This is a genomic window from Flavobacterium aquidurense, assembly GCF_001404985.1.
GTDB lineage: Bacteria > Bacteroidota > Bacteroidia > Flavobacteriales > Flavobacteriaceae > Flavobacterium > Flavobacterium aquidurense_B.
This window is the reverse complement of sequence record NZ_JRLF01000011.1, coordinates 202,248-218,818: the sequence shown is the minus strand read 5'-3', so window position 1 is coordinate 218,818 and position 16,571 is coordinate 202,248. Positions and strand designations below refer to the sequence as shown.

At 35.1% G+C, this 16,571-nt stretch carries 16 protein-coding genes; 11 read left to right on the top strand and 5 right to left on the bottom strand.

Annotated elements, in window-relative coordinates; all coding sequences use genetic code 11:
• The first annotated feature begins 87 nt into the window (after nt 1-87).
• Both RC62_RS11235 and RC62_RS11230 read left to right on the top strand, forming a co-directional pair.
• Nucleotides 88-699 (top strand): biliverdin-producing heme oxygenase, encoded by a 612-nt coding sequence (locus RC62_RS11235; protein WP_055095314.1) that lies wholly within the window; start codon nt 88-90, stop codon nt 697-699.
• Nucleotides 689-2,959, top strand: a complete 2,271-nt coding sequence (locus tag RC62_RS11230) for an ATP-binding protein (protein ID WP_055095313.1) — start codon at nt 689-691, stop codon at nt 2,957-2,959. Before RC62_RS11235 ends, RC62_RS11230 begins: the two co-directional genes overlap by 11 nt.
• A gap of 97 nt (nt 2,960-3,056) precedes the next feature.
• Here the strand turns inward: RC62_RS11230 and RC62_RS11225 are convergent, their stop codons facing one another.
• A complete protein-coding gene (locus RC62_RS11225) occupies nt 3,057-3,971 on the bottom strand; it encodes a ClpXP adapter SpxH family protein (RefSeq protein ID WP_055095312.1) in 915 nt (304 codons plus the stop codon).
• Between the two features lie 160 nt (nt 3,972-4,131).
• Between RC62_RS11225 and RC62_RS11220 the strand changes: the two genes are divergently transcribed.
• From RC62_RS11220 to RC62_RS11195, 6 genes are all read left to right on the top strand, one after another.
• On the top strand, nt 4,132-4,437 hold the full coding sequence (locus RC62_RS11220; protein ID WP_055095311.1) for a winged helix-turn-helix transcriptional regulator: 306 nt from the start codon (nt 4,132-4,134) through the stop codon (nt 4,435-4,437).
• A gap of 29 nt (nt 4,438-4,466) precedes the next feature.
• Nucleotides 4,467-5,150 carry a hypothetical protein gene (locus RC62_RS11215; protein WP_055095310.1) on the top strand — a complete coding sequence of 228 codons (684 nt, stop codon included), beginning with the start codon at nt 4,467-4,469 and terminating at the stop codon, nt 5,148-5,150.
• Between the two features lie 85 nt (nt 5,151-5,235).
• Nucleotides 5,236-5,553, top strand: a complete 318-nt coding sequence (locus tag RC62_RS11210; protein ID WP_055095309.1) for a peptidyl-tRNA hydrolase — start codon at nt 5,236-5,238, stop codon at nt 5,551-5,553.
• Between the two features lie 2 nt (nt 5,554-5,555).
• Nucleotides 5,556-6,206: an Imm19 family immunity protein gene (locus tag RC62_RS11205; protein WP_055095308.1), complete on the top strand. Its 651-nt coding sequence runs from the start codon at nt 5,556-5,558 to the stop codon at nt 6,204-6,206.
• Between the two features lie 123 nt (nt 6,207-6,329).
• Nucleotides 6,330-6,809: a TlpA family protein disulfide reductase gene (locus RC62_RS11200; protein WP_055095307.1), complete on the top strand. Its 480-nt coding sequence runs from the start codon at nt 6,330-6,332 to the stop codon at nt 6,807-6,809.
• A gap of 2 nt (nt 6,810-6,811) precedes the next feature.
• Entirely contained in the window at nt 6,812-7,426 is a 615-nt protein-coding gene (locus RC62_RS11195; protein WP_055095306.1) for a thioredoxin family protein, read from the top strand.
• Nucleotides 7,427-7,483: 57 nt separating this feature from the next.
• Here the strand turns inward: RC62_RS11195 and RC62_RS11190 are convergent, their stop codons facing one another.
• Genes RC62_RS11190 through RC62_RS11175 form a run of 4 tightly spaced genes read right to left on the bottom strand, consistent with a single transcriptional unit; the run spans nt 7,484 to nt 10,524 of the window.
• Entirely contained in the window at nt 7,484-8,377 is an 894-nt protein-coding gene (locus RC62_RS11190; protein WP_055095305.1) for a dienelactone hydrolase family protein, read from the bottom strand.
• Between the two features lie 56 nt (nt 8,378-8,433).
• On the bottom strand, nt 8,434-8,727 hold the full coding sequence (locus RC62_RS11185) for a DUF3861 domain-containing protein (protein WP_055095304.1): 294 nt from the start codon (nt 8,725-8,727) through the stop codon (nt 8,434-8,436).
• Between the two features lie 19 nt (nt 8,728-8,746).
• A complete protein-coding gene (locus RC62_RS11180; protein ID WP_055095303.1) occupies nt 8,747-9,478 on the bottom strand; it encodes a LytR/AlgR family response regulator transcription factor in 732 nt (243 codons plus the stop codon).
• Nucleotides 9,475-10,524, bottom strand: a complete 1,050-nt coding sequence (locus tag RC62_RS11175; RefSeq protein ID WP_055095302.1) for a sensor histidine kinase — start codon at nt 10,522-10,524, stop codon at nt 9,475-9,477. Before RC62_RS11175 ends, RC62_RS11180 begins: the two co-directional genes overlap by 4 nt.
• Nucleotides 10,525-10,789: 265 nt before the next feature.
• Here RC62_RS11175 and RC62_RS11170 point away from each other — a divergent pair, with 265 nt between their 5' ends.
• The 3 genes from RC62_RS11170 to RC62_RS11160 are packed head-to-tail and all read left to right on the top strand — an operon-like array spanning nt 10,790 to nt 16,547.
• Nucleotides 10,790-11,950, top strand: a complete 1,161-nt coding sequence (locus RC62_RS11170; RefSeq protein ID WP_055095301.1) for an efflux RND transporter periplasmic adaptor subunit — start codon at nt 10,790-10,792, stop codon at nt 11,948-11,950.
• A gap of 6 nt (nt 11,951-11,956) precedes the next feature.
• Complete coding sequence (locus RC62_RS11165) at nt 11,957-15,124, top strand: efflux RND transporter permease subunit (protein WP_055095300.1); 3,168 nt, start codon at nt 11,957-11,959, stop codon at nt 15,122-15,124.
• Nucleotides 15,125-15,143: 19 nt separating this feature from the next.
• Nucleotides 15,144-16,547 (top strand): efflux transporter outer membrane subunit, encoded by a 1,404-nt coding sequence (locus tag RC62_RS11160; protein ID WP_055095299.1) that lies wholly within the window; start codon nt 15,144-15,146, stop codon nt 16,545-16,547.
• The last annotated feature ends 24 nt before the right edge of the window (nt 16,548-16,571 follow it).

Below are 16,571 nucleotides of genomic sequence, written 5' to 3'. Positions count from 1 at the left end.
TTACCGCATTCGCTAAATTTAGCAGTTACTTAAGTACTGCTAAATGAGGTACATCTCCAAAAGTTAAATTATTACCAGATTTCTATAATGACTAAAAATTTAGATATTTCTACAACAGAAGATTTTTTAGAAAAACTAAAAACCCGTACGGCGACCTCTCATAAAAAACTGGAAAGTCTTACTGTATCAGCATCTATTCTTGCTCCTAATATGCAAATAGATGATTATTGCCATTATCTTTCTCTTATGTATGAGGTGTATTACAGTACACAGGAAGTTGTTTTTCCGGTACTTAATGATCTTATTCCGGATTTAAAAGAAAGAGAAAAAACACAACTGATTCAGGATGATCTTTCTTTTTTGAATTATACGAAAAATAAATCGGCATCTGTTTTTAAAAATGAAAATATAAGTATTCCATTTGCTTTAGGAATGCTTTACGTGGTAGAAGGATCAACACTTGGCGGAAGATATATTTTGAAAAATGTAGAAACTATTCCGGGATTAGACCAGCAAAAAGGAGTTTCTTATTTTACGGGATATGGTAATAAAACCGGAAGTTACTGGAAAAATTTCCTGAACCTGCTTACCGCTTATGAAGAAGAAAATAATTGTGAAGATGAAATTATAGAAGGTGCTGTCTACGCTTTTGACTGTATTTATAACCATTTTTTGAATACAGGTAAAAATGAAGATTAAGGATATTGTAAACCGCGATTTGGTCACCCTTACAAATTGTGAGCATGAACCCATACATATTCCGGGAAGTATTCAGCCGCATGGTTTTTTACTGGGAATAAATTTAGACTGGAAAATCGAATTTTGTACTGGCAATATCTCGTCTTTTCTTGATGTGGCCTACAACGAAATATTGGGACATAAATTCACTGAAATTTTTGGCGCTCCGGCACAAAAAGAACTTTATGATTATGTACACAATCAAAAAGAACAACTTGTTTTTCCGCTTGAAGTAGAATTAAAAGGAATTGCATTTCAGGTTAACATACATAAATCCGGAGCTGTATATGTGCTCGAAGCAGAGCCTCAATCTTCAGGAAAAGAACAATTAGCAGATATTTATGCACAAACCATTCAGTTTGTGTCTAATATGAACAATACACGATCGCTAAAAGAACTTTGTGCGCTTGTTGCTGAAGGAACACGTGAAATAACAGGCTATGACCGTGTGATGATTTATCGTTTTGATGAAGAATATAATGGTGAAGTTTTTGCCGAAAGCTGTAGAGAAGATATAGAACCATTTTTGGGACTTCATTATCCGCATACAGATATTCCGGTTCAGGCAAGAGAATTGTACATGAAAAATCAAATACGGCTTATTGTCGATATTGGTTATCAGCCCGTACCAATTTATACTATTGACGATCAGGAAGATAAAAATCTTGACCTGAGTCTTTCCATACTTAGAAGTACGTCACCAATTCATGTTGAATATCTTAAGAATATGGGCGTTGGCGCAACGCTTACAATCTCGCTTATTCACCACGACAGATTATGGGGATTAATTGCCTGTCATCATTATTCGCCTAAAAATATTTCGCCGGAAATTAGGCTCGCAGCCAAACTTCAGGGACAGTTTATTACTTCTCAGATAGATTTAAGACAATCTAATGATGAATATGAAGTTGCGCGTAAAACAAATATGGCGCTTGAACGGTTAACGGCTTTAAGCCTTCCGTTAGAACATGAATCGTTTGAAATTATCAGCGCCAATCCTGAATTATTAAAACTGTGCAATGCATCCGGAGTTTCGATTTGTATTGGCGGTAAAACATATAAAAGCGGAATTACTCCATCAGACAAAGAGATAGACAAAATCATCTCAGCAATGCAGTCTCATGAATACGGAAAAACATTCAGTACTAATAAACTTAGCAATTATGTGCCGGATTTGATCAGCTATGAACATATTTCAGGTATTATTTTTTATGCTTTGGGCAGTGGCAATAATATTATTTGGTACAGACCAGAAACGGTTGCCGTTATAAATTGGGCAGGAGATCCGGAAAAAGCCATTATTATTGACAGTAAGGGATTACACCCCAGAAATTCATTTAATTTATGGAAACAAATCATTAAAGATCAAAGTAAAGCCTGGTTACAGCCGGAACTAAACGCAGCTGCAACTTACGCGCATTCTCTTCATAATCAGATTATAATGCTGTTGTTAAGTGAAGAAGAAGAGAAATATAGAAATTTAAGTGATGTATTGAGGGAAACAAACCTGGAACTTGAAAATATTAACTGGATTAGTACGCACGATTTGCAGGAACCTTTACGCAAGATTCAGTTTATTGCTTCAAAAGTACTTTCAGATGTTAATGATGTTCCTTCGGTGACTATTATAGATTCATTGCAGCGTGTAACAAAATCTGCCAACAGAATGCAGAATTTGTTAGTAGACATTCTCAAATATACCCGAATAAAGAATACGAAAGAATCTTTTGAAAAAGTGAACCTGAATCATATTCTGGAAGAAACATTGCTGGACATGAAAGAGGTGATTCAGGAAAATAAGGCAATTTTTGAATGTGAGAATCTGCCCGAAGTTCATGCAGTGCCATTTTTAATGAAACAATTGTTCTCTAATATTATACAAAATTCACTAAAATACGCATCGTTAGACAGACTTCCGGTAATTAAAATTACAGCATCACAAGAACCTGAAATCAATGAATATTCTAATAAAGTATATTGCAATTGGATAACTTTTGCAGATAACGGAATTGGTTTTGAGCAGGAATATGCTGAATCTATTTTTAAGATATTTACCAGATTGCATACTCTCGAAAAATACGACGGATCAGGAGTTGGTCTGGCATTGTGCAAAAAAATAATGCAAACCTGCAACGGAAATATCCGCGCGGTAGGGACATTGAATAAAGGAACAGAAATTACGATTTATTTCCCTTGCGATCCTGAGGATTCGCTTATTTAATTCCTTTTATTAAAGAGCAAAAATCCAATAAAGGCGGGAGCATATTATACACTAAAAGTTGTGAAGGGATCAATCTTTACAACTTTTAGTTTTTAGATTATTTTCTACTGTAAAGTGAGCCGTTTTTTATTGACTTTTTGTCTAATTTTCCTTTCTCATATAGTTCTTCTAAAATAATTTGAGATTCAGGATACGATATATTATTAATAACAGCATATTCTTTTGGTGTTAATGTGGGATAGATTTCAAACATCGATACGGCATCTTTATTTATGATCTTCTTTTTAGCTTCGGGAAATAATGCCAGTATTGCATTTTCATAAGAAATATAAGGTTTAGATCCATAAACTGTGAGCTGATTGTTATTTTCATCAGCAAAAAACATAGTAGGAAAACCTCTCACACCAAGTGTTTTAGCCAGGTTCAAATCGTCCTGAAAAAGTTTTTTCGCATCTCCTTCATAATCTTCCTTCAGTTTTTCGATATTAAGACCGGTAATTTTTGCTGCTTCTGCTATGTTTTCCCATTTCGAAATATTTTTCTTTTCCAGGTATAATTTTTCACGAAGAACCCGCATAAATTTCACCGCTTTTTCCTTGTCCTGAATTTGTGCCGCTTTTACAGCAATACAAGAAGGATAAGAAGAATCCAGAGGATCTTCAAGCCATACATTTCCATCAATTGGCATTTCATAATGCAAACTCGCCTCGTCCCAATGGTGCGCTACATCTGCAGGTTTGCTGATGCCGCCGCTGTTGTAATTCCAATCCGGTAATAAACCGCCCATTCTGTAATCTATACTAATATAATCGCCATATTCCAGTTTTAATTTTCTTAGCTGAGGCTCAATTCCCCAACACGACGAACAAATAGGATCTGTATAATAAATTATTTTTACAGGTATATTTCCTGTCTGGATATTTGCTTTTTCAGGTGTTATTTGGTTAGTAATTATTTCACAGGTTCCGCTTACAGGATCGCACAACAACGGATTGGTTTTATTTTCATTCATTTTAGAGTTGGTTTGTGACTGTAAATTGCTGCTACAAATCAGGATTAATAAGAGCGAAAGTAATTTCATCTGACTGTTTTTAATTTACGCTTCGGATTTAATTTTTAAATTTACACAAAGTTCGTTCGTATTTAATCACAAGTCAATTAGTCTAAAAAATATGACTACAGAAAAAGAAAATGAATGTCCGGCCCAGGGACTTTTAAAGTTATTATCAGGCAAATGGAAACCAGAGATTTTTTTATTGGCTGTTGAGAAGCCTTTACGTTTCAACGGACTTTTAAGAGATCTTAAAGGAGCGAACAAACAATCTGTTGCTGTCGCACTTCGTGAACTAGAGGATTTTGGACTTTTAGATAAAAAAGTAATCAAGCTAAAACCTTTGCATATTGAATATGCCTTGTCAGAAAAAGGAAAATCCTTAATCCCTGTTTTCAGGCAGTTGGAACTTTTTTTGGAAAAATAAAATGCCAGCCACATATAAAATAATACTTAATGATTTATCAAAAAATTAAACGCCTTTATAACCTTTCGGAAAGTGAAAATTTTGGATTTTCAGAAGCAGAAATTCTTGAACTTGAAAGAAGATTAGATACAACATTGCCTGTAAAACTTAAAGAATATTATCTGGAATTAGGGAAAGAAGAAAATCTGAATTATTCCTTTAATCAGCTTTTGAAACTTAACAATGAAGTTGGATTTTCGGATGACGGATATTTAGTTATTTACGAAGAAAACCAGGCTGTAGCATTTTGGGGAATCAAAAAAGAAGATTTAATACTTGATAATCCTTCAGTTTATGGCAATTATGACACGATCGAAAAATCAGATTGGGAAATTGAAACCCGGACAACTGAGCAATTCTTTCTGTTTATGGCTGTTTTTAATGGTACTTTAGGCGGATTAAAGTATAACGGAAATTATTTTGGCACGGTTGATTCAGATATTGTAAAATTTGTAGAGCAAAACTGGACTTTAGTACCGGAAATTAGTCGCGATAATCAAAAAGTATATACTGATGATTATAATGAGATAATCAGTTTGTCTTTTGATAAAACGAATACTTGCACCGCAGTTTTTATTGGAACAAGCCATCAGGATCGTTTTGATAGCATTTTAGAAAATTTAGATATTGATTGGTCTTATCTTTCATATGATGATGAAGAGGATGAGGAATAATTTATAATAGAAAATTAATGCTTTTAAGAATGAGCATAATAAATCATGTGGCGAATATTGCGTTATAAAAACAATACAATTTAATATGAAAATGTACATTTTAGTTAAACGGGACGTTCCCGATAAACTTGTTCCGGTAATAGCCGCGCACGCTTCTTTAGCTTGTTTTAGAAAGTTTGAACATAACGAAAATATGCAGAAATGGATCAACGGAATATTTAAAAAAGTAGTTTGTGCAGTCTCTGAAACAGAGTTTATAAACGCACAAAAAGAAGCTGACAACATTGTATTAACAGAATCGTCTTTAGAAAATCAGGAAGTTTGTATCGCATTTGTGCCAAGGGAAGAATATCACAAAATGTTTAAATTCTTCAAAATGTGGACACCAAAAGATAATTTATAAGAATGAATAACGAAATAGCAATAGAAGAAATCAGGGAAAATACCTTTTTCTGGAAGTTTTATTTATGTTGGTTCAGAGGCTTTGATGATAAAGAAGAAATTAATATTGATGAAGCAGTTGAAGTTATAGAAACCAATGAAATCGATTTTTATAATTGGGAGCGACTATTTTTCAATCATGAATCAATAGACGAAAACCCAAGATATATTACGGCTAATCTAACAGATAATTTGAATTTTGCCGTTGAATTTCAGGAATACGAAATCAATTTTTTTCTGAATGATATTTATATTGGTAATCTGGGAGGTCATTTTGAAGCATGGTTTTTCACATGCGATGAATTGCTTGCTTTTGAAAAACATCCCATTTTCTTTTTGCTTCTTTTACCAATGACAGGAATACAAGAAAATCAGAAATCTTTTTTAAAACCAATAATTACAAAGCATTTGGAGTCCATTCCTAAATTTGAATCCCATTCAGAATATATTGCAAATTGTATTTTAAATGGTTTAATAATGGAATCTCAATTTCAGGAAACAGATGGAATTGGTTTAACAAATAATGAAAATCACAGTGTAAGGAATGTAATAAAATATCCGCGTTATCTGGAAGATGTAAAAGAGCTGAATAATATTCTTCAGTCTTTAAAATAATACCCTTTTACACTCTATACTTTCGCGTTAAAATTTCCCATCCATTAAACTTTTATTAACAAAAACTAACTTGTCATTAGTTTATATTTGTAAGGCAAAAAAAATAATTTTAAGCCTGAAAATATGAAAATCAACGCATTTAAGATTTATAGTTTCCTGTTTTTTGCTTTTTCGATAACGGCATATAGTCAAAATGTAAAATTGCTAAATGTTGACCAATTAAACGAAAGAATCAAAAACGGAAAAGACAGCACTTATGTAGTCAACTTTTGGGCAACCTGGTGCGCACCGTGTATTAAGGAACTGCCGCACTTTGAGAAGCTAAATGCCGAATATAAAGCAGAAAAATTAGCGGTTTTACTGGTGAGTGTAGATTTTAAATCAAAATTAAATTCAGCTGTAATTCCTTTTGTCAAAAGAAAAAACATGAAAAGTAATGTTTTTCTATTGAATGAAAGTAATCCGCAGGAATATATCGACCGCATAGAACCAACGTGGTCAGGAAGTATTCCCGCGACGATTTTTATAAAAGGCGATAAAAGAAAATTTATTGAATCAGAACTAACCTACGAACAATTATTAACTGAATATAAAAAACTATAATTATGCAAAAGTTCATTACAACAATCACGGTACTAGTATTTAGTATCTTATTTGCTCATGCGCAAAGCACAACACTTAAGGCGGGAGAGCAGGCACCGGAATTCAAATTAAAAAATGTTGACGGCAAAGAGATTTCTTTTGCAAGTTACCCAAAAGCAAAAGGTTTTATCGTTGTTTTTACCTGTAATACTTGTCCGTATGCAGTGGCATATGAACAAAGAATAATCGATTTGGATAAAAAATTCAAACCACAAGGATATCCTGTAATCGCCATTAACCCAAATGATCCTGAAGCTTCTAAAGCTGATGCATTTGATAAAATGCAACAATTAGCAAAAGATAAAAAATATCCTTTCCCGTATTTATTTGATCAGGGACAAGTTGTTACAGACCAATACGGAGCAAAACATACGCCGCATCTTTTTATTGTTTCTAAAACATCAAAAGGGAACATTGTAGAGTATGTAGGAGCGATTGATAATGATCCGGAAGGAACTAAAACAGAGAAAACAAAATATGCAGAGGATGTTATTGCAGCATTAAAAAGCAATCAAAAACCAGCTATAACTCAAACTAAAGAAATAGGCTGTACAGTAAAAAGAAAAGCGAAAGCCTAATTTTACAGAATAGATATAAAAAAAGCCTCATTATGAGGCTTTTTTTATGAGTTAACTTTATTTCTTTTTTAGTTTTTCCTTAAAAAAATCTATAGTTCGTGTCCACGATAAAGTTGCTGCTGCTTCATCATATCGTGGCGTTGTATTGTTATGAAAACCATGATTTACATTAGGATAAAAGTAAGCGGTGTTTTCGACTTTGTTTTTGTTAAGTACTTCCTGAAATGCCGGCCAGCCTTCGTTTACACGAGTATCAAGACCTGCATAATGCAATAATAACGGCGTTTTTATTTGTTCAGCTTCTTCTTTTGTTGGCTGTCCGCCATAATACGGAACCGCTGCTTTTAAAGCAGGGATTTTTACTGCCATCATATTCGAAATCCATCCGCCAAAACAAAATCCAACTACACCAATATAGCCGTTACAATCCGGATGTGATTTCAGGTATTCATACGCTGCAATAAAATCTTCGAGCATTTCTTCGCGCGTACGTTTTTTTTGTAATTCACGTCCCGCATCGTCATTGCCGGGATAACCGCCTAGCGGAGACAAGGCATCCGGAGCAAGTGTAATAAAACTTTCGATTGCGGCTCTTCGGCCTACATCTTCAATATAAGGATTAAGGCCCCGATTTTCGTGTACAACAATGATTCCGGGTAATTTCTTTTTGGTTTCTGAGGGTTGGGATAAAAGTCCTTTTATGCTTCCGCCGCCTTTTGGGGAATCATAGGTAATATAACCTGCTTTTAATCTGGGATCTGTGGGCTGCACTACTATGCTGTCGACGTAATTAGGTGTCATAAAGCTTAAAAGCGAAGGCAGCGTAACGGCTCCAACGGCAAATATAGACAGCTTTTCGACAAATTGTCTTCTATTGATTTTATTATGGGCATAATCGTCATATAAATCAAATACTTCCTGACTGATATCTTCTTTGGTTAGTTTCTCCATAGCTTTAAATTTTGATAACTAATTTAGCAAATAAAATGAAAAAAGCCTGTAGGGAACTACAAGCTTTTTAGCTTTTTCATAAAAACCGGAAACACTTCGTTTAATTCATCAAAAAGTGGATTATTGCGGTTCTTTAGTTTTACTTCACTAAACAATTTTAATCCAAGTGCAAATTGTGTTGCTTCGTTAGGATCTTCAAAAATGTTTTTGTCTTTTATTCGTTCTATGATATTGAATATTTCGTCATGATTATCGAACTGTATTCCAAGTTCTCTTGCGGGTTCTGTTTCGCCGTTTGCATATTCTTTCAGGCTTAAAGTCAGATAATATTTGTTTGATCTTTTTTGCATGGTATTTATATTATAATAATTATTTTAACCATTTTTCTACAATGGTTTTAAAAGTTTCCTTGTACTGTTCACCAACCGTTATTTCGGTTTTATTAATGAATATTGAATTTTTACTGATGGAGTTTATTTTCTCTAACGGAACAATAAAAGAACGGTTGATTCGCATAAACTTTGATGCCGGTAATTTTTCTTCAAGTGCTTTAAGAGAGATCAAGGACATTACTGATTTTTGCGCATCTTCAAAATGAACTTTTACATAATCCTTTAGACTTTCTATATATAAAATATCCTTTAATGAAATTCTTACCCATTGATATTCTACTTTTAAAAAAATAAATTCATCATCTGCAGTTACAGAATGATATTGATTTGCAGCTTCTTCCGACATTTGAAGGACTTTGTTCGCGGCTCGTAAAAACTCTTCGTAGCTAAAAGGTTTTAAAAGATAATCTACGGCATTTACCCGGTAACCTTCAATGGCATAATGGTTGTAAGCGGTCGTAAAAATAATTTTAGGCAATGGTCCTGGCTGTTCCTGTAAAAGTCTTGCTAGTTCCATACCGGTTAGATTTGGCATATTAATGTCCAGAAAAACAATGTCCGGCTGTTGTTCCCTAATCAAACTCATGGCTTCTACAGCATTATCGCAACTGCATGCCAATTGCAAAAAAGGGGTTTGTGCTATAAAAGTTTCCACTAGTTTTAAGGCAAGTGGTTCATCATCTACTGCTATACATTTTAATACAATCATTGTTCTAAAGTTATTTGCAGATTTACTCTGTATTTGCCATTTTGGTCTAAACCGCACGTCATAACATGACGATGTGGATATATCAAATGCAATCTGCGTTTTGTGTTCGTTAATCCAATTCCGCCCTGATCATTTGTTGAAGTTTTTTCGAAAAAAGTATTTACTACCTCAAATTCAAGATTGTTTTCTTTTTGTCTGAGTTTAATATGTATTTCACTTTTGTCTGTAGCATGTATGCCGTGTTTAAAAGCATTTTCTACTAAAGGTAATAACAACATGGGAACAATTGGGTAATCGTGTATTTTTTCCGGAATATCTGTTGTGATTGTCAGTTTGCTGTTGGCTCTAAGCTTCATCAAAGCGATAAAATCTTTCATGAAGTCAGCTTCTTTCAATAAAGTCGTTCTCTCGCCCTCTGTGCTGTAAAGCAAGTAACGCATCATACGGCTTAAAGTATGAAGGGCATTACGAGAATCCTCGATATTGGTGTACGTAAGAGAATAAATACTATTTAATGAATTAAAGAAGAAATGAGGATTAATCTGCGCTTTCAGCATAGCAAGTTCTGCCATGGTTTTATCCTGTTCCAGTTTTTGTTTGTGCTGTGCTGCCTTTTGCCAATGATGGAGCATTGCCCAGCTCGTACTAATTCCTAAAACCAATAAGGTAAGCATAAAAACGTAATTGTCGAAATAAGGGTTCTTGTATTTTTTAAACCCTAATACCAAACTTACTTTAGTATGCAGATCAGTTTGGGAAGTAAAAAAATAAGCAATAAGCTGCATGACAAAAATCATCAGAAACGCCCAAAACAAAAAAGGAGATGTATTGTCCTTAATGATGGTTTTTGGTACGATGATTTTGGCATTAGAATAGAATATTACGATAAGTAAAACCAGTACAATCATCTGCCACAGCCAAAAAACAGAAGGCAGTACCACATTCCAGGTTATGGGGATGTAAAATAACATTATAAAACCCAATAATAACCAGGCAAGAATATGTAATCCTGTGAATATATAAGGTTTAAAAAAGTTGAGTATCATTTGTTTGGTAATTTTATGACAATATTACATTATATTTATAAAAGATATAAAAGCAATCGCCAAAAATGGAATCAGAACCTTTAAAAACCATTTTAGAGCCGACGAGCCTATTCTAAATTGTGTTGATATTACTAAACAAACTTCTATCGGTTCTTAAGTTATATCTATCGATTGTTTCTGGCCCTCCGTCTATTGGAAATTTTTTGCTTACTATATTTCAGTTATTTTGTTTTCGATATAAATTGATAATTACACATTTTTCACAATGAATAAGCAATCCTTTTTAAGCATTCTCGCTGCAGCTGTTATTATCGCATCTTGCGGTAATAAAAACGACAAATCGGCTCAGGCCGGAGGTGCGCCTCAAGTAAAAGAGTATAAAACGCTGACTTTGCAGACACAATCAGCTACTTTAAATACAGACTTTCCTGCCAGTATTCAGGGACAGCAAAATATAGAAATCCGACCAAGAGTAGAAGGGTATATCGATAAGATTTTTGTCGATGAAGGTGCTGTTGTAAAAGCAGGACAACCCTTATTTAAAATCAATGCACCAGAATATGAGCAACAAGTGCGTACAGCATCTGCCAGTATAAAAAGCGCTCAGGCAAGCTTAAGTTCAGCAAAACTGGCTGTAAACAAAGTAAAGCCACTTGTAGAAAAAGGGATCATTAGTAAGTATGATCTTGAATCAGCACAATATACCTATGAATCAGCATTGGCAACATTAGCGCAGGCAAATGCAGCTTTAGTAAATGCCAAAACTAATTTGGGATATACTACAGTTACAAGTCCTGTTAATGGAGTTGTAGGTTCAATTCCGTTTCGTTTAGGAAGCTTAGTGAGTTCTAATACTGCAGAACCTTTGACTACAGTTTCAAGTATTGGAAATGTATATGCTTATTTTGCAATGAACGAAAAAGCTTTGTTGAATTTCACCCAAAGTGGTTCAGGAACTTCATTCTCAGAAAAAATCAAGGAATTGCCAGCAGTTTCACTTTTACTTTCAGATGGTTCAGCTTATACTGAAAAAGGACGTATTGAAACTGTAAACGGACTTATAAATACAGAAACCGGTTCTGTAAATATCAGGGCTCGTTTTCCTAATCCAAAAGGTATTATCAGAAGTGGAAGCAGCACAACCGTAAGAATCCCAAATGAAGTTAAAGATGGAATATTGATTCCGCAGAGCGCTACATTTGAACTTCAGGATAAGATTTTTGCCGTTACGGTAGGAAAAGACGGGAAAACAAAAAATGCCAATATCACCGTACTTGAAAACACTGCAGGAAATTATTATGTGGTAACAAGTGGCTTAAAAGCAGGAGACCAAATTGTATTAGAAGGAGTAGCTTCATTAAAAGAAGGAAGCGAAATAAAAACTCACAATCAGAGCCCGGAAGCGGTCTATGCTGAATTAAAATAAGAAAAAATGTTTAAAATATTCATACAAAGACCTGTACTTTCGACAGTAATATCTGTTATTATTGTCATCTTAGGTGTATTAGGGCTTATTGAGCTGCCTATTTCTCAATATCCTGATATTGCGCCGCCAACGGTAAACGTTTCTGCAAGTTATACAGGAGCAAATGCAGATGTAGTACTTAAAAGTATCGTAATTCCGCTTGAAGAGCAAATTAATGGTGTAGAGAACATGACCTACATGACATCTACAGCAACAAACGACGGAAATGCATCTATAAAAATCTTTTTTAAAGTAGGAACAAATCCTGATTTAGCAGCGGTAAACGTTCAGAACAGGGTTTCGAGAGCGACAAGTTTATTACCTGTAGAGGTAACTCAGGCGGGTGTAACCGTAACAAAAAGTCAGAGTAGTAACCTGGTGATTTTCTCTTTGTATAGCGAAGATCCTGCTTATGATCAGACTTTCCTTCAAAATTATGCCAAGATTAATCTTGTTCCTCAAATTCAGCGTGTAGTTGGGGTAGGAGATGTAACCGTTTTTGGTGCAAAAGATTACTCGATGAGAATCTGGCTGAAACCGGATATCATGCAGCAATACAAATTGATCCCAAGTGATATATCAGCTGCTTTGGCAGAACAAAATATCGAAGCTGCACCAGGTAAATTTGGTGAGAATGGAGATCAGGCTTTTCAATACGTAATCAAGTATAAAGGACGTTTGACAAGTGCTCAGGAATTTGGTGATATCGTAATAAAATCTGTTGGAAACGGGCAAATGTTACGATTAAAAGATGTTGCTAAAGTAGAGTTGGGATCTTTAAGTTATTCTTCGACCATTAAAACAAATGGTGTAGAATCTGCTGCGATGGCGATAAGCCAGACTCCCGGATCGAATGCACGTGATGTAATCAACAATTCTAAAAAACTAATTGAAGATGCTGCAAAAAGCTTTCCAAAAGGAGTAAAATATACTATTCTTGTCGATGTCAATGAAAATCTGGATGCTTCTATCGAAAAAGTAATCCATACTTTGATTGAAGCTTTTATATTGGTATTTATTGTAGTATTTATTTTCCTTCAGGATTTCAGATCAACATTAATTCCGGCAATTGCGGTTCCGGTTGCGATTGTAGGAACGTTTTTCTTCCTGAATTTATTTGGGTTTACCATTAACTTGTTAACGCTTTTTGCAATGGTTCTTGCCATTGGTATTGTGGTCGATGATGCGATTGTCGTCGTCGAGGCCGTGCATGCCAAACTGGATCATGGATATAAATCGTCTAAAAAAGCAACGATTGATGCGATGGATGAAATTTCCGGAGCAATTATCTCGATTACTCTTGTAATGGCAGCCGTATTTATTCCGGTTACCTTTATCACGGGATCTACAGGGGTTTTCTATAAACAATTTGGTATTACATTAGCGGTTGCGATTATTCTTTCGGCAATTAACGCCTTGACTTTAAGTCCGGCATTGTGTGCTTTGCTTTTAAAACCACATGCTGACGACCATAAACATAAAAGTTTTATCCAGAGATTCTATACTTCTTTTAACGTTGCATTTGATAATGTGACCAATAAATATAAAAGATCTGTTCAGTTTCTTTCCGTTAAAAAATGGATTGTATTAGCGGCTATTGTTTTTGCTGGTGCAGCCTTATTTTATATGATGAAAACAACGCCATCAGCGTTCGTTCCGGCAGAAGATCAGGGAACTGTTTTTGCCAATATCAGTTTACCGCCATCAGCTTCGATGGAGCGTTCAGATATTATTGCGAAAAAGGTAGATAGTATTGCCAAAACAATTCCGGGTGTTAAAAACACATTGCGTATTGTAGGTCAAAACTTTACAGCCGGAGCAGGAAGTGCTTACAGTATGGTTATTGTAAAACTTGAAACCTGGGAAAAACGTGATTTAAGTGTTAATGATGTAATTGGTCAGCTTTTTGCCAAAACAAGCGGAATTCGTGAAGCTAATATTTTCTTTATTTCCCCGCCAACAATTCAGGGATTTGGACAAAGTGGTGGATTCGAATTTCAGTTGCAGGATAAAGGAGGACATTCTACAGCAGAATTCTATAAAGTGAATACAGACTTTCTGGAAAAACTTTCAAAACGTCCTGAAATACAATATGCTACAACGCCGTTTAATCCTGGTTTTCCTCAATATATGATGGACATCAATCTGGCAAAAGCAAAAGATGCAGGAGTTCCTGTCAATTCGATTCTTTCGACTATGCAGGGTTATTATGGTGGATTGTATGCATCGAATTTTAATAAATTCGGAAAACAATACCGTGTAATGATTCAGGCTTCACCGGAATTCCGTACGAATACTGAAGGGTTAAACAAAATCTTTGTTAGAAACAGCGCCGGAACAATGGCACCAATTACAGAGTTTGTAAAAATGACAAGGGTTTTTGGACCAGAGTCAATTTCAAGGTTTAACTTGTTTACGTCTATTTCTATTACAGGAGCACCAAATCCGGGATTCAGTTCAGGAGATGCCATTAAAGCGATTCAGGAAGTTGCCGCAGAAAATCTTCCGGCAGGTTACGGTTATGAATTCTCCGGATTAACACGTGAGGAATTAGCATCAGGAAGTGAAACTATTTTCATCTTTATATTATGTCTTGTCTTTGTTTACTTTTTATTAAGTGCACAATACGAAAGTTATATTTTACCATTTGCGGTATTATTCTCGATTCCGTTTGGACTGGCAGGAGCTTATTTGTTCTCGATCATATTCAAACTAAACAGTAATATCTATTTGCAAATTTCCCTGATCATGCTTATTGGACTATTGGCGAAGAATGGTATTTTGATTGTTGAATTTGCCCTGGAAAGAAGACGTAAAGGAATGCCAATTGTGCAAGCGGCAGTTGAAGGAGCCGTTGCGCGTTTACGTCCAATTTTAATGACTTCTTTCGCCTTTATTTTAGGGCTTGTTCCTTTAATGTTTGCTTCAGGAGCCGGAGCTGTAGGTAACAAATCAATTGGTACCGGAGCTGTTGGAGGTATGTTGATTGGAACCATTTTAGGAGTATTTGTTATTCCGGTATTGTTTATCATTTTCCAGACTTTACAGGAAAAAGTAAGTGGTCCTGCAAAAGAGGGTTATGATGATGAAGATGACGACGACGAAGTACAACTAATCGAAGCTCATAAAGAGTAATAATTTAATTAAGACAGAGATGACTCATAGTTCAAATAAATATATTATAATGGTAATCGCAGTCACACTTTTTAGTGCCTGCGTTACCAAAAAGTACGAACGCCCCACAACAGTTTCTACAGATAAGCTTTATCGTGATCAGGCTTCTGCCGATTCTGCTACGATTGCCAATATGCCGTGGCAAACGGTTTTTAAAGATCAAAAATTAAATGCTTTAATTCAAAAAGGATTAGATCAGAACCTGAACTTAAAAAATGCGATCGAAAACATCGTTCAGTCGCGTGCTACTTTACGTCAGGCTAAACTGGCCTATTATCCAACGCTTAATGCAGATGCAAACGTAACGCGTAACAAGCAGTCTGAGGCAGGATTGAACTTTCCGGCAGGAATTAATATCAATACCCTGACAACAACGTATAAGTTAGGTTTAAGCACATCGTGGGAAGCAGATATCTGGGGAAAACTAAGCAGTTCAAAAAGAGCCGCTCTTGCCACTTATCTTTCTACAGATGCAGCAAAACAAGCCGTTCAGACCCAATTGATTTCTGATATTGCAAACAATTATTTTTTATTGTTAGCATATGACAAACAATTAGAAATAACCAAATCAACATTAGAAAGCCGTATCAAAAATGTTGAAGTAATTAAAGCACTGAAAGAAGGAGCGATAGTTACTGGTGCTTCTGTAGTACAAAGTGAAGCCAATCAACATGCAGCCGAAGTTTTGATCCCGGATTTAAAAAGAAGTATTCGTGAGACTGAAAATGCTTTGAATATTTTATTAGGACAAGCTTCCGGACCAATTGAAAGAGGAACGTTAGGAGATCAGGTAATTCCTGAAAAGATCGAAATAGGTTTACCGGCCCAATTGCTGGAAAATCGTCCGGATGTTCGTCAGGCCGAATTTAATTTCAGAACGGCGTTTGAAACAACAAATATGGCTAAAACGTACTTTTATCCTAGTTTAACGCTTACAGCAAGTGGTGGATTTTCGAATCTGCAATTAACGGATTTCTTTACTAATTCTGTTTTTTATTCTTTAATAGGAGGATTAACGCAGCCACTTTTTAATCAGGGACTTAATAAAGCAAGATTAACAACGGCACAATCAAGACAAGTACAGGCTTTGAATAATTTTCAGCAAAGTCTTTTAGTTGCGGGTCAGGAAGTTTCAAATGCTTTATATGCGTACGAAATGGCAGTTGAAAAAGAAGATTCAAGAGAAAAACAAATCGAAGCTTTAACAAAAGCAGTCGATTTTACACAACAACTTTTAGAATACAGTTCTGCTACCAATTATACGGATGTATTAACATCTGAGCAAAATCTTTTAGCGGCTCAATTGAGTGGAGTAAATGATAATTTGCAAAAATTGCAAGCTGTAGTCGATTTGTACCGTGCTTTAGGCGGCGGATGGAAATAGATTTATGATCCAATCATATGTACC